Origin of the sequence: Bradyrhizobium cytisi, from assembly GCF_008123515.1 — a bacterium.
Taxonomy (GTDB): domain Bacteria; phylum Pseudomonadota; class Alphaproteobacteria; order Rhizobiales; family Xanthobacteraceae; genus Bradyrhizobium; species Bradyrhizobium cytisi.
Genome location: NZ_VSSR01000098.1, coordinates 1 through 17888, shown reverse-complemented (window position 1 = coordinate 17888; position 17888 = coordinate 1). Strand labels below are relative to the sequence as shown.

At 59.2% G+C, this 17888-nt stretch carries 11 protein-coding genes and 3 pseudogenes; 4 read left to right on the top strand and 10 right to left on the bottom strand.

Annotated features, from left to right (window positions below):
• Positions 1-276 precede the first annotated feature (276 nt).
• The 3 genes from FXB38_RS39815 to FXB38_RS39805 all read right to left on the bottom strand — a co-directional run bounded on the left by FXB38_RS39815 (position 277) and on the right by FXB38_RS39805 (position 2832).
• Positions 277-1395 (bottom strand): DUF2336 domain-containing protein, encoded by a 1119-nt coding sequence (locus FXB38_RS39815; RefSeq protein WP_187435478.1) that lies wholly within the window; start codon positions 1393-1395, stop codon positions 277-279.
• 644 nt (positions 1396-2039) lie between these two features.
• A complete protein-coding gene (locus FXB38_RS39810; protein ID WP_148756352.1) occupies positions 2040-2366 on the bottom strand; it encodes a helix-turn-helix domain-containing protein in 327 nt (108 codons plus the stop codon).
• A 238-nt stretch (positions 2367-2604) separates the two neighbouring features.
• Positions 2605-2832 carry a hypothetical protein gene (locus tag FXB38_RS39805; RefSeq protein WP_148756348.1) on the bottom strand — a complete coding sequence of 76 codons (228 nt, stop codon included), beginning with the start codon at positions 2830-2832 and terminating at the stop codon, positions 2605-2607.
• Between the two features lie 1345 nt (positions 2833-4177).
• Here FXB38_RS39805 and FXB38_RS39795 point away from each other — a divergent pair.
• Positions 4178-4420, top strand: coding sequence for a hypothetical protein (locus FXB38_RS39795; RefSeq protein ID WP_148756347.1), 243 nt, complete (start codon positions 4178-4180; stop codon positions 4418-4420).
• Positions 4421-4849: 429 nt separating this feature from the next.
• Here the strand turns inward: FXB38_RS39795 and FXB38_RS45335 are convergent, their stop codons facing one another.
• The gene (locus tag FXB38_RS45335) at positions 4850-5362 is read right to left on the bottom strand and encodes a hypothetical protein (RefSeq protein ID WP_488226230.1); all 513 of its coding nucleotides are present in this window, start codon (positions 5360-5362) and stop codon (positions 4850-4852) included.
• A 151-nt stretch (positions 5363-5513) separates the two neighbouring features.
• Between FXB38_RS45335 and FXB38_RS39790 the strand changes: the two are divergent.
• Positions 5514-5762: pseudogene (locus FXB38_RS39790) on the top strand (transposase zinc-binding domain-containing protein); the annotation flags it as partial.
• Between the two features lie 146 nt (positions 5763-5908).
• Here the strand turns inward: FXB38_RS39790 and FXB38_RS39785 are convergent.
• The 4 genes and pseudogenes from FXB38_RS39785 to FXB38_RS39770 all read right to left on the bottom strand — a co-directional run bounded on the left by FXB38_RS39785 (position 5909) and on the right by FXB38_RS39770 (position 9807).
• Positions 5909-6708 (bottom strand): annotated as a pseudogene (locus FXB38_RS39785) (class I SAM-dependent methyltransferase).
• Between the two features lie 146 nt (positions 6709-6854).
• Complete coding sequence (locus FXB38_RS39780; protein WP_148756346.1) at positions 6855-7643, bottom strand: ABC transporter ATP-binding protein; 789 nt, start codon at positions 7641-7643, stop codon at positions 6855-6857.
• The gene (locus FXB38_RS39775) at positions 7637-8584 is read right to left on the bottom strand and encodes an ABC transporter permease (protein WP_246230570.1); all 948 of its coding nucleotides are present in this window, start codon (positions 8582-8584) and stop codon (positions 7637-7639) included. The genes FXB38_RS39780 and FXB38_RS39775 overlap by 7 nt, the downstream gene beginning before the upstream one ends.
• Positions 8585-8676: 92 nt before the next feature.
• Positions 8677-9807, bottom strand: a complete 1131-nt coding sequence (locus FXB38_RS39770; protein WP_246230567.1) for an ABC transporter substrate-binding protein — start codon at positions 9805-9807, stop codon at positions 8677-8679.
• 487 nt (positions 9808-10294) lie between these two features.
• Here FXB38_RS39770 and FXB38_RS39765 point away from each other — a divergent pair, with 487 nt between their 5' ends.
• Both FXB38_RS39765 and FXB38_RS39760 read left to right on the top strand, forming a co-directional pair.
• A complete protein-coding gene (locus FXB38_RS39765) occupies positions 10295-10639 on the top strand; it encodes a hypothetical protein (protein WP_246230561.1) in 345 nt (114 codons plus the stop codon).
• 377 nt (positions 10640-11016) lie between these two features.
• Positions 11017-14373 carry an adenylate/guanylate cyclase domain-containing protein gene (locus FXB38_RS39760; RefSeq protein WP_148756345.1) on the top strand — a complete coding sequence of 1119 codons (3357 nt, stop codon included), beginning with the start codon at positions 11017-11019 and terminating at the stop codon, positions 14371-14373.
• A gap of 6 nt (positions 14374-14379) precedes the next feature.
• Here FXB38_RS39760 and FXB38_RS39755 read toward each other — a convergent pair whose 3' ends face one another.
• Complete coding sequence (locus tag FXB38_RS39755; RefSeq protein WP_148756344.1) at positions 14380-15912, bottom strand: patatin-like phospholipase family protein; 1533 nt, start codon at positions 15910-15912, stop codon at positions 14380-14382.
• Between the two features lie 628 nt (positions 15913-16540).
• Positions 16541-17735: pseudogene (locus FXB38_RS39750) on the bottom strand (IS91 family transposase).
• Between the last annotated feature and the right edge of the window lie 153 nt (positions 17736-17888).

Below are 17888 nucleotides of genomic sequence, written 5' to 3'. Positions count from 1 at the left end.
CGGCATCCGAAAACCTTCACATAAGCGGACATCGGTCGGCTAGAAGAGGCTACGCCACCGGTGCAATTGGCGCCTGTCATGATATGAATTATTTGGCTCGATGCCGCCCATCAGCAGGCGCGCCCTAACCAGGAACAACATGTTAAGGCTTCACTTGTAGGAAGACATGTAGAAACGCCGCGCGGATCAACATTGTAGCGCGGTGATCGCCACTCAGATACGACGCGCCGAAACACGGCGGCAACTTTTACCGCAGCTCGGGCGCTAATCCGATCGTCAAAGCGACGTCGCGAGGGCCCGGTGTAAAGGTGCCCCGCTAATCTCCTCCCGTCGCGATCGATAGAGGGTGATTACCCCACGGCAGGTCTTGACATTCAGTCGATGGAAATCGAGCTTCAACTTCTCGAGGTCGCCGGCCATGATTCGATAGTTAGGCGCCCCCAAAAACAGGAGCGCCATTGCGGTGGGCCATGAAAGATCCAAGGATTTGGCCAAGATCAACACAGGTTCGCGGTTCTTGTCCATCAATGCACGCTCCACGATCTCGATAGGCAGAGGGCACAATAACGACAAGGCAACCGCCGTTTCGTTGAATCTGAGAAAGTGGGCGAATTCGAAGATCTTGTCTTCGTTGAGTTCGCCCCGCTCGCGCAGCTTTGCGACGGTGCGTTTGGCGGTGAAATAGTCCTTCGAGGCTGGACCAAATCTGGCATGAATTGCGCCAGTGACATCAACGACGGCCCGATGGATCTGCGTTCCGAAGTCAGGTCGTTCCCGTTCGAGTTTCTGGCGCACTTCTTCAGAAGCTTTGGCGATCAGCTGGTGGAACAGATGTCGGGGAATATCTTTTCGCAGCCCCACCGATTCCGCGAGGATCGTGTCGGTTTCCGACCGCCGCATCAGGTGCAAGAAGCCAACGTTCGAAAAATTGGCTCCGTTGTTGGCTGCGGCAGACTGCACAACCTCCTTTGAGCCACGGACCACGAGGACGTCAGTCAAAGGCTCCGGAACTGATCTTCGCTTTGAGATCGCGAGCAAATGCTGCTGGCTCATGTTCTTCGCACAAAACATCAATGCCTCGGCGTCAAGGCGGTCCGATTGGCTAAGAACGGGTCGGGCGACGTCGATACAGTCGTCAAAAGCCAATTGGCGCGTCAGCTTGAAGGGCGCGTTGTTTGTGGCGGCTAACGTTCCCGCCAGCCGAACCCGTGCCGTGGTTTCAATCTCTCCGGCGAGACGACCGATGATCTCCCCAAAGGTCCAAATTTGATCTTCCGAGTATGTGCCCGCGATCAGCATATCTGTCGCGTGCCACAGCGCCCGCAAACAGCTTTCGGGATTTCCCCGTGAAACAGCCTCTTCCAGATCAACCAAGAATGATGCGGTGACAGCCATGCAAGCGGCTCGCGAATTGAAGCAGTCGAGAAGAAATAGGTTTCAAGTCAACGAGGCGATGACACCATTCAGCGCTGAACAACAGGTAAAGCTCACGGCTAGCTTCGGGCTTGGCTTAATATCCAGTCAACCGCCACGCCCAAATGTTAGATGGCTGTCGCGGTTCGGCGCAAGCGGATGGTCCCTTTTTGCGTGTGCGCTCTTGTGCACAAGGACAATAGCCCGCTGCGGGAAGAGTACCGTCACGCACTCCTCTATTGAGGGGGCATGGGGTGACCCGCCAAGCACAGCCTCCCCAATGGCCAGCGAGCTGCTGCACGCGCTCGGTAACCGCGCGTACACCAAGCCACCAAGCATGGGGTACACTGGATGTATCGCGGGCCTCGTATCGCGCACCGCGAGCACTGCGTCTTTTCCCCGCGTCGGCTTCCAGGTCGGCGGGAGTTTGCATATGAGCAGATCGACTTTCACTGTTTCGATGCTCATTGACGCAGATGAAAGCTGTCCCATGTCTCACTGCCAGCGCACGATAAGAGAGTTCTCGGCGCACGATCGAGCGAAGGAACGACCAGCATTGACCGAAGGCAGCACCGGGGCGAGCCACACGGGTAGCACAAATCTGGAACGTAAAGATCGGTCGCTGATTATGGCTGGGTTACGCGTTTAGCACGCGCGAGGGTTTCAGATGGCATCTCTCCAAATGTCTTGGCGTATAGGCGGGAAAAGTCGCCCAGGTGCCAGAAGCCATTGCCAAGTGCAGCAGCTTTCACGGTTAATAGTCCCGTTGAGAGTTGGTCGCGAACCGCTAAAAGCCTTTTGAGGCGCAGGTAGGCGTGCAAGCTCATGCCGTTCACACGCCGTGACGCGACCTGCAAGGTCCGAACGGACGTTCCGAGGCGCCGAGCCAAGTCGTTGCTGTAACAATGTAGGGATGGCAGATCTTGAACTATCAGATCCAGCCGTGTGACCATGTCTCGGTAGCGGCCAGTGGATGTTCCGATGTCCGCTTTGATCGTCTCTCGTATCTTATTTGGAAGTATGGAGTTCAGCACTCGTATATAGCTGGTCACATTCTGACTGCAGAAATCCTCAAGGGCTTCGCTGAGAGCAGATCTTCCGCCAGTGGCATACGCCTTACGGAGTTTGTTGACTTGCAGCCAATCTGCATCTGTGAGGCCGGTGCGGTCGGAGATCGAGACAGGATGATGTTCAGGACACACCTCTCGCCTCCGCCAATGGTGCGTTCTCGTTCAGCCAGAGCAGCGCCTCGCGCGTTCCCAAAAAAATAACCTGATCCTGCGTGGCAGAGATCGAGCGTGCGTGGGTGAGGTAAAGAACAAATCCGGCCTCAATTCGGAATAAAATCTCGCGTTCACTGCACTCGGTCAGAGTGTCAGCATCGATTGAGTCAATTGTCCTCGAATGAAGCATCTGCATTCAGATGGTCCTCTCCGATTGCTCCTCAACTTGGGGCTTCAGCTCCCTCTTTCGAGAGGCATTATTGACGTAGTGCACGCCGACGTTTGATCCCTCCACCCAAACGAGCTCGCAAAGTCGGAAGGCTGAGCCTGTCGAGGATGCGAGCATAAAGAACTCTCTTGCCCGGAGCACGTCGGGCGATCAGCCGATGTGGAGCTTCGCCCCCTGTCTCAGACACATCGACTAGCACGCAGCTCCTGCGCCAAGTCCTCCCGGTGCCCATCAAGATAAACGGCCGCTTTTGCTCAAAACTTACTCTGCGGTTTTTGCGATTACCGAAGCGCATCTGAGCCCGTTCCAAGCAAGAAAGCCGGCGATTGCTGCTGCTGCACCCGGTTAGATCGCGTGCGGTACCTGCGGAAGGCAGCTCTGGAAAGGCGAAAATCTCGACCACTTAGCGGACTGGCAGGGCCGCTTCCGCCGTAAAATCACTTGCGCAACTCAACAACTTGAACATGCACAACGATGTCTTCACCCGGTTAACAGACGCTTAATAGAATGAGAACTAAGACGCAAAGCAAGCTCCGATGGGAGCGGGCTGATGTCGCACATGGGTCAAGAAAATCGGTCGGGGCGAGCGCGACCGTTTGTCCGGTCTGCCCTCGACAGCCGACGTGTTGCAGTCGGCGTCGATGATTTCCTGCATTGCTGCACGACAACGGCTCAGCTCTTTCGATGACCAACACCTGGCTGGTCGTACTTCTCCTCGTGGATCCACTCCGGTCCTGAAGGCCTGTTTGCCGGCGGCCGCCAGCCAGAGCTCGCCATACGCACAACATTCGACCAGGTGTCGGCCCGCGAATATGCGAGTCTTGCAGCATTTCAGGGCGCGTCGAGCCCGTTGGGATTGTGGGCCCCCGCGCCAGCACCATTGCGGCGCGCTGGTAGATGATCACCGCCGATCACGAGTGTCGCCGACCTCTGGCGCGGAGCCTTTTCCACAGCCGTGACGCGCAGTAGCCCGTGCGCGTTCAGAGGCCCAAAATCACTCGAGCGTCTTTCGCGATCTGCTCGTCTTCTGCGCGGACTATTGGTGCAGCGTCAAGCCGTCGGCTGACTACGTGGATCGAATGGCCGGACGAGATCCCGTTGTCCGAGTTCGAGCCGCGGTTTATCTGCAAGGCGAGCAGAAGCGCGGCGCGATTCTCAGAGGAGGCTGCCACCAGGACGCCCGCTTGGGTACGTTTGGGGCACCTCGTCGTCCAGAGATTGCATACGTGATTGATCCGATATAGCTTTATGCTTGCGATTTTGAGTTTTTGCTTTTTGACCAAAGAGTTTTTCGACTTACCGGAGAGCGGTAATGATTTACCAGAACGTCGACAGAATTGCTGTCGGTACCCGCTTTAGAATGAGCGAGGTCGGAGCCGCCCGATGCCCAGAGCTGGCTAACCGGAGTGGCATCGTCATCGAGGAAAGCCCTCGCACCACGGGCATCACGGTGCTGTTCGATGGCGCCCAAAGACCAACCTGCCTGCACAGAGAATTTATATCACCCATCTCGGGTCGGGAGATCGCCGCACCGCCTATCGCTTCAGACGAATGAAGATGCATAAGTCTTCAAAACCATGCGAATGGTCCAAGCACGAGGCGCAGCGATTGACGGCTCTCGCGCGTCAGAAAACCTGCGCCGGCGACATAGCCTGTAAGCTTGATTGCCATCTCACTTCAGTCGACTTGCATCTCCAGGATCGCCGTCATGAAGGCATTTCAATGCTACGAGATAAGTCGAAATATTCCTCAAGTAGCTACTGTGTCGGATCATCGTTCTTGGTCAACTCTCAAGCGCAACACACACCTACGCGACAAGTATGCGGGATGGAAGCAATACTGCCTGCTCCCCTGCACTGGCCGGGGCTGGTCTCAGTCAGGCCTTTCGAGTCGGCGACCCAGGCACGGATGCGCTGCGTGAGTACAGGACGGCGTAGAGCAGGGCCGAGATTGTTCGGCGACGGAAAGATCTAAAACAAATGGATCAAGATGCTACGGCACAGCCGAGTTGGTAGCGCCACGTCGCTAAATCTCTTGCGGAGGTTACGCCGGCTTCCTCCCCCTTCACCAAACTAGCTCTCATGGGCGATACGCATGAACCTCCTCCGAATGAGTGGACACCTGTTTCGGCAGGAATAAGGACCCGCGTATTGCCGCATGAGCGAATGTTACCCTGATGGCGCCATTGCACAGGTCGNNCTTGCTCGACGAGAGGGGCTGCGGGCGGGTCGGGCCCTATATAGCCCGAGCCGTCCACAACCCCGGGCAGTGGGGCAGCGGTCGTGGCGTCCGCAAGCGGCTCCTGCGCGACCAATTGCTCGGCCGTCTTCCGTCTAAGCGCCCTCAGCAGGCGCTGCACGATCGAATGCTGTCTCGTCCCGAACTCCTTGGGGTGATTCTCGCTCAGCCGGCCGACGATTGCGAGCGCCGTCAGCTGCGGCTGCTCTGCCAGCCAGCCCTCGATCGCAGCAATATGTGGGTCGAGCTTGGACGGCATGCGAATCCTGGTTTTGTAGGGCCGACAAGTTCGCCGGTGGCTGCCACGTCTCGCCGGCCGTCAGCCTCTTGCCGAGCGTCTTGGCGAAAGTGGCTGCGCTTGTTGGCGTGGTGCTCGTGGATCCGGCCGCCCGGCTGACGCTGAGGCGCTTATGTTGCGCCCGGCACTGGAGGTTGCGGATATCTTCCGCGACCGTGGACCGGCATGGCGCAGAGCCAATGCCGGCCATGTCAGCCTCGAGCAGCTGAAGGTGATGTCGGCGATCGAGCGCTGCCGCACGGCAGCTCTCGGCGGCCATGTCGCGCGCTGCGCGGACTGCGCCTATACCACCATCGCCTACAACTCCTGCCGCAACCGCCACTGCCCGAAGTGTCAGGGCGCGGCCGCGAAGGAATGGCTGTGAACAGACGTTCAAGATTGACCCCTTCGCCGCTTGCTGGATCAATGCTTTAGCTCGCCGATCGGCGTCGGGACCCCACGCCGATTTACAGTTGGGTGAACGATTTCGGGTTCAGGACCTCGGAAGCGACGGCTCCGACCGTCGAGTTAGGGAACGATGCCTCGGCAGGCCCACGCGACGTTTGCAAAGGACCTCGGGCCATCGGGCCGGCCGGCCTCGTAGGCATCGCGCACGGCGGCGTCGGTGCGCGCTCGCTCCGCAGCGTCGAGGGCTACCACATACTTGCCGAGCGGCCCTTCGCCAGCGGCAATCGGCGCCCAATAGTCAGCAAAGCTTTGGTAGTCCATGCGGATCGTCAGCTCCATTTCCGCAATATCCACCAGACGCTGTTCGGCAAAAGTCCGTCTCAGTTCGCCCGGCTGCATCATCGGTTGAAAGCAATAGCGACTGCGCAGCTGGCGCCCGCTTTCACCGAGTGCCGCCACCGTGTCGACCATCATGCGCATGCCGGGCATGCCGCCGAGATGATCCCACACTGCTGCCGCGACCACGCCGCCCGACCGAACGACGCGGCGCATCTCGCCTACTGCGTTGCCCGCTTCGGGAACGAAGTGGAGCACGAGAAGCGCCATAGCGCGGTTGAACGTGCCGCCCTCGAAGGGCAACGCGCAGGCATCCGCCTGTCGGACCTTTATTCGCGGGTTTGTGTTGCGCCGATCGCCTCCTCGACAAAGACTGGTGAATAGTCGACCGCGGCGATCTCGGCGAGGTCGGCGGCTTCAGCGAGCGCGAAGGTCAAGCTCCCGGTACCGCAGCCGACGTCGAGAATCCTTTCGCCGTAGGCAATCCCTGTGAAGTCGATGAATAGCCGGGCGAGTCTTCGGCTCCAGCGGCCCATGAGCTGCTCATAGCCCGCGGCGTCGTGGACGTTCAATTCCGAGGTCATCGAAGTCTCCATGCGCTCCAAATTCTTAGACCTCAACGGGGTGACCAAGCCGCTAAAGCAATCGCATTGCAATCGCGGCGAGCACGCCGTGCGGCTGCTTTATGATACGTATAAGAAGATCTATCACGGCGAGCTCCTTTTGACGGTTACCATGCCTCATCGAGGCCGAGATGCTCGAACAGCTCGCGACGAAGCTCAACGAAGTGCGGATTGCCCCGGTGGCGAGGATAGGGCTGGCTGTTGACGACCTCGGCCTTGATCCGTGCAGGTCGGTCGCTCAGCACGATGACGCGGCCGGCGAGCAAGAGCGCCTCCTCGACATCGTGCGTGACCAGCAGCGCCGTGAAGCTCGAGCGCTGCCAAAGTGATACAAGTTCCGCCTGCATCGCGATACGAGTCAGCGAGTCGAGTTGCCCCAAAGGTTCGTCAAGAATGAGCAGCTTCGGGTCGTTGACAAGCGCACGCGCCAGAGCCGCTCGTTGCGCCATGCCGCCGGAAAGCTGGTGCGGGTAGGCATTGGCGAAGCCCGTGAGTCCCACCAGGCGCAGCGCGTCTTCGATACGTCCGCGATGGGTGCGAAGCAACCCGCGGGCTTCCAGACCGAGCGCAACGTTGCTCCATACCGTCCGCCATGGATAAAGCGTGGGGTCTTGAAAAACGACGACGCGCGACGGATCGGGTGCTTCGATCTCCCTTCCCTCCGTTAGCAGGGCGCCGGCTGTTGGAGTGTCGAGCCCCGCAACCAGCCGCAGCAAGGTCGATTTTCCGCACCCACTCGGCCCCAGGAGAGCAACAAATTCGCCGCGGCCGACCTGCAAGCTGATGCGGTCCAATACCGGCAGGGGCTGCCCTTCGAGATCGAAACGATGGCTTACTTCGCGGAGCGTTAGCGTCGATCCACGGACCGCGTCATCCCTTGCGATCGCCGCTACCATCGCACGAGACCTTTCTGCCAGGATAGCAGGCGGTCCCGCAAGCGGAAGAGCAGCGTGATCAGACCGGAGCACAAAAACGCCATGAGCAGCAGCGCGGCGTACATGTTGGCATAGGCCGCCCAACCCTGCGCCCATTGCAGATACCAGCCAAGCCCCGCCTTCACGCCCAGCATTTCGGCTACGACAAGAACCGCAAACGAGTTGCCGAGACCCATAAACAGGCCAACGAAAACATGTGGCATTGCCGCCGGAATGGCCACCTTGAACACGAGGAAGCGCTGGGTTGCTCCCAATGTCCGCGCAATATCGTAGTAGGCGCTCTTCACGCCGGCGACGCCCGACCAGGTGAGCACGGTGACCGGAAAGCCAGTGGCGAGCGCAATCAGGAAAATGCTGGCGCTGAAGCTCGACGGGAAAACGAAAAATGCGAGCGGCAGCCAAGCTGTCGCGGGCAACGGCCCGATGAACCGCAAAACTGGGTGGATCCAATAGCCGGCGCGCTGCGACCAGCCGATTGCCACCCCGGTTACGAACCCTATCGCGGCACCGAGAAAATAGCCGGTCGCGAGCAGACGAGCTGAGGCGAAAACGCCTTCAGCCAGCCGTCCCCAATCGTCGATTGCGACTTCGACAATGGCCTGCGGCGGCGGGAAAAACGGCAACGGCAGCAATCCAAGCTTTGCTGTGACAGCCTCCCAAGCAGCCAAAAACAACGCGAGCGCGAATAGCCACGGAGAAAGTCGTTGGAAACTCCGAAAAGCAACAAAACGAACGGCGGCAAAGACCGCCAAGGCAAGGGCAAGCGCCAATGCGCCGCAGGCAATGGCGAAGCCGTCCGTGTAGGCCCAATCGCTCTCGGGCCTATCCGGCCAGAACGCAGTGAGCGCGGCGACCATAGACCATGCCACGGCAACAGACAGTCCGCCGATCAACGATCGAATGGTCGAACTTTCAAAAAAGCCGAAACCCGATTTCTCTGATGGCCTCGGCACTTCATCGATGACCGAGCTCACTGCGGATATTCCCAATCGGCTCAGCTTAGAACGTCAAGATAAATCCGGTCGGCGAACTTGGCCGGATCAGTGCTTCGCTTGATGACGTTCACTGCCCTGAGTTCATCGGTGTAGAGTAGAAGTTGCTTCTTGAGCTCCGCCCCAACGGGATGCCTGTGGTGAGTATGGCTGCGATACATAGTTGCGAGATCCTCTAGGGACCCTCTCCCGCCGTAGCCCGAATAGATTGCTGCGGCATCGGCGGGATCGTTGGCAACTCGGTCTGCCGCTTCCAGTATCGATCGTGTCAGAGCGGCTGCCACCGGCATTTCGCTTCGGGCGAGGCTGCCACGTATCGCGAGAACGCAGCAAGTGCGGTCGGCGAATTCACCCGTCAAGTTCGTCGCGATCTCGTTAAGTTTGCCTTCCTTGAGCCAAAGATAGGGAAGCGGATCTATCTCGGCCAGCGCCTGCACTTCGCCCTTGTCGACGGCAAGCGCGAGCAGATTGGCCGGGTACTGGCGCCACTCTACCTCTTGGGCCGGATCGATGCCCTTTTTGGCGAGGTAGATCGAAAAGAAGTTCTTCGCTGGGCTCGCTTGATCGCTAATCGCGATAGCCTTGCCGCGCAGGGACTCCAGGCTGTCAATATTCGCAGCCTTGGAGCCGAGGAGCCGGATGCAGCCGCCGTGCACACCGGCGGTGATCCGAACATCGAAACCCTGCTCCAGCGGTTTGAGCCAGCGCAGGGCCAATCCCAAACCGGCATCCGCCTTGCCAGTCGCAATCGCCTCCAACAACTGGTCCGTCGAACCGCCGAAATTGACGAAATCGACATCGAGGTTGTGCTTGGCGAAAATACCCCGTTCCTTTGCGACTGCTGCAGCGACCGTGCACGCCGCGTTCGCGTTCCAGGCGATTTTTAGTTGGCGAGGTGGGCCCTGCAACTCTTCACTGTTCGTTGCGGCGCGGCAAATAAAAGGCTCGCCAGGAATATAAGACAGCGATCCAGTCCCGGATGCCGTCAGCGCGCGAGCCGCTCCAAACATTCCAAACGGCGCCGCGGCGCCGAGGGTGCAAACCAACGTCAGCACCGAGCGTCGGGAGAAGGCGCCTCGTTTCGCTTCGGACAGACCTTCCGTAAAGCTGTTGCCAATTTCGCGCTTTTCCATGTGTCGCTCCCAAACTCGCGTGTGAATGGAATAGAACAGGTGGCGCTTTGCGTAGCCTTTGCTCGCCTCTCTCTCATTGGGCATCATCTGGGCCCGTCTGCTACACAAGTGTGAAGCGGTTCACGTTAACGCAAAAAATTGGAAAGAGATAGCTGGTGCGGCGATTAAGGCTCTTGTCAATCGTATTGACCTACTCACGGCAGCGTCTGTCGCATTTGATCAAGATCAGCGCGGGTGGATGATCGCTATTTCGGTCGTGCGCCACAGCTACATAAAGCTTGCATTGCGCGAATTGAGCGACGCCTATACCCGGGATCACGCAGGATAAGGCTTAACTGCCAACGCTAAGTCCAGCATGCTCTGGAATAGTCGTCGGCTCGTCGCAGCAGAACGGAAGCTACTGGTTAAGCTTTGCGCCTTCCCATATCGGCTTCCCGCTTTGCTTGCTTGATCGCGGCAATGCCATCAATGTTGCGCCGGAGCATCCTTGCAGGAAGGTCGCATGATTACCGCCGTTGTACGATACAAGCTGCCGCCGCAGATCGACTACGCCGCGTGTCGCGAGCACTTTCACAAGATCGCACCCAACTTCCGCGAGGTGACCGGGCTGATCAGCAAGCACTTCATCTGGTCCGAAATCGGCTGGGCGGGCGGCGTGTACCAGTGGGAGCGCATCGAGGACGCCAAGGCGTTCTACACCGGGCCCTGGCTCGAGGGCATTATCCAGCGCTACGGCATGAAACCGCAGATAGATTTGTACGAGGTTTTTGCGGTGACGGACAACACGTGCGGCGAGGTTGAACTGTTCAAGGAGATCGTTGCCTCCAAATGACCCTGCGCAAATATCGCTCATCTGCTGCCTAGCGCGTAGAGCTGGCGGTTGCGTTAGAGGATGGCACGCAGAGCCCTCGCATCATCGAATCTACGCCGAGACCGAATGCGCTGATCACTTCTGATCTTGGCCCGTTTGAGACGTGCCCGCCTACTCTGAGAATGTCCGTTCACCGGGGTTGACCCGTAGTCGCGAAAGTCCGGCCAAACCGACGCGAATGACCCCCCAACAGACATCGCGGTTGGCAGCGTTCCTTTCTTGCCGTGGCCACTGGTTACATTGGGCGAGCAGTCCGGCGATCGGCGCTCCGTCGACAGATGTGTCTTCGCAAGGCTCTCGCATGTGCTATTCTGAATTGTATAAGCCATAGGTATACCATGGCAGGTATTGCAGAGTGGCTAGCATCGATCGGTTTGGGCGAGTACGCCGAGCGATTCCGCGAGAACGCCATCGACCTCTCGGTCGTTCGAGATCTCACGGAGCAGGATCTAAAGGACCTGGGCGTCCTGCTTGGGCACCGACGCAAGATGCTGCGCGCGATCGTAGAACTTCAGGGAGAGGTTCCGCGAACACCTCGAACGGTCACCAAGCCGGCGTCGGCGAACAACGCCGGGCGGCGTCAACTTACAGTCATGTTTTGCGATTTGGTCGGCTCGTCGGCTCTTTCGGCGCGCCTTGATCTGGAGGACTTGCGGGCCGTAATGGGCGCCTATCACCGCTGCATCGCGGAGGTTGTCGCCCAAAATGAGGGCGTTATCGCGCGGTACATGGGAGATGGCGTTCTCGCCTATTTCGGCTATCCCCAGGCGCACGAGGATGATGCCGAACAGGCGACACGCGCCGGGCTGGCGCTGGTCGATGCCCTGGCCAAGCTCCGGACAGAGCCCGCCACCGAGCTACAGATTCGCGTTGGCATCGCTACCGGTATGGTGGTCGTGGGCGATCTGACCGGCGAAGGCGCGGCTCAAGAGCAGGCCGTCATCGGCGAGACGCCGAACTTGGCTGCGCGCCTGCAGACGTTCGCCAATCCCGGTACCGTGCTGATCTCCGAGAGTACGCACCGGCTCACTGATGGGCACTTCGAATTCCGCAATATCGGTCCTGTCGAGCTTAAGGGATGGGCGGAGCCAATACCAGTCTGGCAGGTCCTGGGAATGACCGAAGTGGATAGCCGTTTCGAGGCACAGCACAGAACCCGATTGGCGCCACCAATTGGGCGTGACGAGGAAATCGAGATGCTGCTGCGTCGCTGGCAGCACGCCAGGCGTGGCGAAGGTTGCGCGGTGATGCTCACCGGAGAGCCCGGTATCGGCAAGTCGCATATTGCCCTGGCGCTTGATGAGCGACTCCACGCCCAACCGCACATCACGGTGCGGCAGTTCTGCTCGGCGCACCACACTAACAGTGCGCTGTATCCATTCATCCGTCAGCTCGAACGCGCTGCCCGGCTCGAGCGGAGCGACCCGGCAGCAGAGAAGTTCGCCAAGCTTGAAGCTCTGCTGGTTCGGTCAGGCGCTGATGCCGACCGCGTAGTGCTACCTCTGGCCAACCTTCTATCCCTTCCACCCAGTAACCGCTACCGTATGCCAGAGCTGAGCCCGCAGAAGCGCAAGGAGCTAACGTTGGCGGCGTTTTTGTCCCAGCTGACTGGCTTGGCGGCGCGACAGCCGGTGTTCGTCATTGTTGAGGATGTCCATTGGGCGGATCCGACGTCGCTGGAGCTGCTCACGATAACCTTGGAACAGGTGCCGCAGCTTCGGGTGCTGCTGCTCATCACCGCGAGGCCAGAGTTCACACCCCCCTGGCCAGCGCATCCGCATGTGACGACGATTTCGCTCACGCGGCTGAACAGGCGTAACGGAACGGAGTTAATCGAGCGCGTCACTGCCGGCAAGACCCTCCCGAAAGAGGTAACGGAGCAGATTCTCGCCCGCACCGATGGCGTGCCCTTGTTCGTGGAGGAACTGACCAAGACTGTGCTCGAAACCGGGCTGTTGCATGAGCAAGACGATCACTACGTCCTCAACAGTCCTCTGCCCTCAATGGCAATTCCGACCACACTACACGCATCGCTGATGGCAAGACTCGATCGTTTGGCTCCGGTGAGGGAGGTGGCCCAGATCGGCGCTGTGGTGGGTCGCGAGTTCTCCTACGAACTGCTGAGTATCGTAGCCGGACTGCCAAAAGAGAGACTTGAGGAGGCGCTTGCTCAGTTGGTTCGGTCGGAGTTGATATTCTGCCGGGGCGAGATACCGCAGGCGGTCTATACCTTCAAGCACGCGCTTGTGCGGGACGCTGCCTACTCGGGACTCCTGAAGAGCCGACGCGCAGCGCTGCATGCTGCGATCGCGGGTGCCTTCGAGCAACGGTTCCCGGACGTTGTGGAGACCCAACCCGAAACTCTTGCGCATCATCTGACAGAGGCCGGCCTGTTTCAAAAGGCGGAGGCATATTGGCTGCAGGCAGGCAAGAAGGCCGCCATGCGCTCGGCTAACCTTGAGGCCATCGCACACTTGCAGCGGGGTATCGAGGCCTCGGGCCATCTGCCAGAAGGCGCCGGAAGGGATAAGCTGGAACTTGCCTTTCATTTCGCTCTCGGGCCCTGCCTGATCGCTACGCAAGGGCCAGCCTCGAACAAGGCGATGGCAACCTTTGCCCGCGCGCGAGAGCTGTGCGAGCGCCGGGGAGACCCTCCCGAGCAACTCCAGGTGATGTTCTGGTTGACCACCGCGAGCGTAATGCGCGGTGAGTTGCCGGTCGCCGAGGAAACGATCGCGGCCCTGCTCCAGCTCGCCGAAGCGCGCGACGATCGACCGGCGTTGCTCAACGCGATGCGCGGGCAGGCAATGATCCGCCTCTTCATGGGACACCTCACCGGTGCCCATGAAGCGATTGGACGCGCCTACGAAGCGTTCGAGGCGAGCAGCGAGGACGACAGGCTGGCGGCGCGTTCGGCCGGCCAGGATGCCGGCGTGGCGGACCTGGCGCTGATGTCGTGGGCGCTCTGGCTGCTCGGCCACCCCGATACGGCAATTGTGCGAATGGACGCTGCCATTCGGCGCGCCGACGCTATAAGTCATCCGCATTCGCAGGCGTATGCCTGTTACTACGCATGCATTCTTCACGCCCTTCGCGGCGAGTTCCTGGTCGCGCAAGGTCATGCCGAACGTTGCATCGCTCTTTCCGAGGAACATGGATTCCGGCAATGGCGCCTGGCGCGCGCCCTTCGGGGCATATGCGTGGCTTCGCTCGATCCTTCACCCAGCGCACTCGGGGAGATCGGTGCCGCGTTGGACGAATATCGCAGCGCCGGTTATCAGCTGGCCATCACCGCGCTCGACGCGTTATTGTGTCCGCCATTGTTGAACAGTCACGACTACGAGGCCGCGCTGGAATTAATCGAGCACGGCCTAGCTACAACCAACCGTAACAGCGAACGAATTCTAGAAGCAGAACTGTATCGTCTGAAGGCAGGGGTGCTGGTCGTCCGCGGCGGACCTGGCGTCGAAGCCGAGGCGCAGGCGCTGCTCGACCGGGCATTGAGCACGGCAAGAAGCCAACACGCCAGGACGCTTGAGCTCCGCGCCGCAACGGACCAAGCCGCTCTGTGGATCGATCAGGGCAGACGCGATGATGCGCTCAACTTCCTCGCGCCGATCTACGCCTCGTTCACCGAGGGCTTCGACACACAGGATCTAAAGCATGCAAAGGCTTTGCTCGACCGGCTGCGGTGACACGAACTACAGCTGCTCCAAACGGGAGGCTGGCGCACCAAGCCGGTCGTAGATCGCTTTCACCTGGGGGACGCGTAGTGCGAAGTCGGGAAAAGGAATGGCGCCTATCGGATATTTGCCAGTCTCGTCCGACTCGACTTCTTTTCCAGACCCGGCATCAACCCACGATTCCATTCTTTCTAACCAACGCTTCTGATCGCGCGTGCCCTTCGCTTCGGCAATCGCAATTGCCAGCCGCTCCCTATCGATATGCCGCCCCTTTTTGTCGTCTTTCCTCTCGTTTATGAACCGAACTTTTTCGTTTTCGGCAAAAGCCCTTTTATCCCTCGCTTGATACGCGGCGATTGCTTCCTCAGCCGCTTTTCTTCCCAGCGTCCGTCCCTTATCAAGATTGCTATGATTCCACTTGAAATTAATGCCCGCCGGCACGTGAATCTCAACGACCGTACCTGTCCATGGCTTCTTCCCAGGTGCGGGCTTGTCATACTGGACGTGATATTTGAACAACTTGACGTCATCCTCACCGACGGTTGCTGCAAATAGCTGGCAGAGATTTGCGAGGGCATCATGAAGGTTGTCCGGCTTGCGGACTTGCTTCGCATCGACAATCCGCATCACCCAAATCTCGTCAGGATCCTCCTCGTCTATCAAGCTTTCGAAATTGACGGTGTCGACCAGAGCTCCTTCGCAGTACGTGTCTCCATCGATCTTTACAGTTTCCTCGATGAAGGGAAGCGCCGAACATGCGCACAACGTTGATGCATCGATAGGCCCCTGATAAAACCTATCGCGCATAGGACGATTTGAAAACAGCGCGAGTTCCTGCTTATCAAGATTCCACGCATTGTGAAAAATAAATGGCTTCTTCTTCTCTTTCTCCTCTCCTTCCTTCCCTCCCTTCTTTTTGTCGGATAGGTTTTCGAATTTGATGCGCTTCATAAATTCGCTGTTCGGATAGTTGATCCTTGAAAGTCCGGTGACGTTGGACAAGTACATCATGGACGTTAGATAGCGAATCAAGGGATTCGGGGCCATCCCGTGATTGAGAATCCATCCATTGATATCTCCCTCGTCCAATTTGTCGTATTTCTTCTTCCCATCACTGTCCTTCATGCGATTGAGCAGGAGCGACATGGATTCCTGAAACGAATCCACCATTCTGTACGGGTCCCATACAAAATCTTTGTAATTATCGGAATCAGTTACGAACTTACTCAAAGCTTTCATGTTGGCGCGCCAATCGGGCCCGAACACCGTATTGATCGGAAAGCGCTCATAGCTTTCGTCGTCTCGAAATACGCCATTCTTGAAGAATTGATAGGTTTGTTTGGCCCTGTCTTCGTCGTCATCGAATTGATTGTAGACGATTCCAACCCACGCGCCGATGCAGGACAATGCCCATACATCAAAGGTTATACCGGCAGCGGCAAAAGCTTCCAGAGCCCCGATGTGCAGCCCTGCTGCTGGTCCACCACCGCCGAGCGTAATCGCTCTCTTCACTGGTCCACCACCGCCGAGCGTAGTCGCTCTCTTCGCCATTGGTCCCTCCATCTAATTTATCGTGTGGGTTATTCTCCGATCAGGTTTCTGAGTTGCGTGAAGAGGAGATTAATCGCTTTTGGGATCATTGGAAAGCGCGGTGGCGTCGATGGTCGACGCTTTTCTCGGACCTGCCGATCGCACTAGCGCACATCCACTAAGCGCCCGGGCTCGCGTATCGTGCGCGGTTACGTTTTGGCCTTCTCGTCCATTTGTGAACCAGTTCACGTTAGATATTTATCGCTGACGATAGTATGGAGTAGCTGCAGTCCATTCGTGACTTCCATTATTGTGAAGGTTTTCGGATGCCGGCCCCATGACGGTGGCGCCGCGCACACGGGGCCGGCGTTCGCAAACCTCCATGGGAGGAAACCGCGGGAGGGGCACGAGGGTGGCGCGGCGTGGGCTATGGGGATTTGAGTGCGCCGCGGATGAGGTGTATGATTGGAGTCGAGGCGATCCAGAAAAGTGACCGACGGTGAAGGGCTCATGCATGAGCGGTGGATTGGGTCGAACGCGGTGAAGTGCCAGACGATTTGAGACGACGGCTGGATCTTTGAGCGTGCAGTGCCGTGGCCGGCCGAGAGGCAGCGAGCGCGACGAGCAATTTTGCGGGATTGTGATGCGGTCATGAGGTGTCGATCCTGATGACGGTTGTTGGACCTGTCGGCCGATGCCATGGCGTTGTACCGCGCTCGAAGACCTCAATGATGACCATGCGACCGCCGCAGCACGGACAGTTCGGCTTGGTTTGATCGGCGGCGACAGCGGTGGGCTGGCGTTCGGGATTTGCAACGGCGAGCAGCTCACGCGCGCGTGCGATGTTGTCGGGGCGCGTGCCTCTGGCGAGCAGGCCATAGTGGCGGATGCGGTGGAAGCATTGCGGCAGGACGTGGATCAGGAATCGCCGGATGAACTCGGCGGCGGCGAGTGTCATGAGCTTCTGACGGTCACGCCCCTTGGCGCGATAATCTTTCCAGCGGAAGGTGACGCGGCTGCGGTCGCAGGCGATCAGCCGGCCGTTGGCAATGGCGACGCGGTGGGTATAGCGCGACAAGTAGGCCAGCACGGCCTGTGGTCCGCCGAACGGGCGCTTGGCGTAGACCACCCATTCGGCTCGGCGCAACGGTGCCAGATACGCTGCGAACGCCGGCGCGTCGGCGAGAGCGGCATGATCGCCGAAGAACTTCAGTTGGCCGGCTCCGTGGGCCGCGATGAGCTTCTCCAGGAACAGCCGGCAAAACAGGCGCGAGAGCACGCGCACCGGCAAGAAGAAGCCGGGCCGGCACGCCACCCAGCGTTCGCGTCCCGTGAGATGCCGCCGCCCGGCACGATCATACGTGCGGATGATGGGTGAGCGCCGAGCCCCAGGTATGGAGAACCGATGTGATGCCGACGCGGGCGCCGAGGTGCTTTGGGTCGGCCGCGATCGTGATCAGGGTCTCGGCCGAGGCCTTGAATAGCAGATCGTAGATGACGGCCTTGTTCTGGTAGGCGATATCGGCGATGGCCGCCGTCAGTGTGAACACCACATGATAGTACGGCACCGGTAACACGTCGGCCTCGCGCGCCGCCGGCCATTCCTTCGCCATGGCCCCCTGGCACTTCGGGCAATGCCGGTTGCGGCAGGAGTTGTACGAGATCTGGCTGTGCGCGCAGTTCTCGCAGCGCGCGACACGGCCGCCGAGCGCCGCCGTGCGGCAGTTCCCGATCGCCGACATCACCTTCAGTTGGCCGAGGCTGACATGGCCGGCGTTGGCTTGGCGCCATGCCGGGCCGTGGCCGCGGAAAATATCCGCGACCTCCAGCGATAGACGCGGCACGCGAGCCGCGCTTAAGCGGGCGGTTCGACTCTTTCGATTCTGCGGGCGATATGCTCCAGCGGGCTCATGACTTGCTGGATCGTCTTGGTAGCGACGCGCGTATAGAGCGCCGTGGTGTCGAGCTTGGCGTGCCCGAGCGGTCATGATTCATAA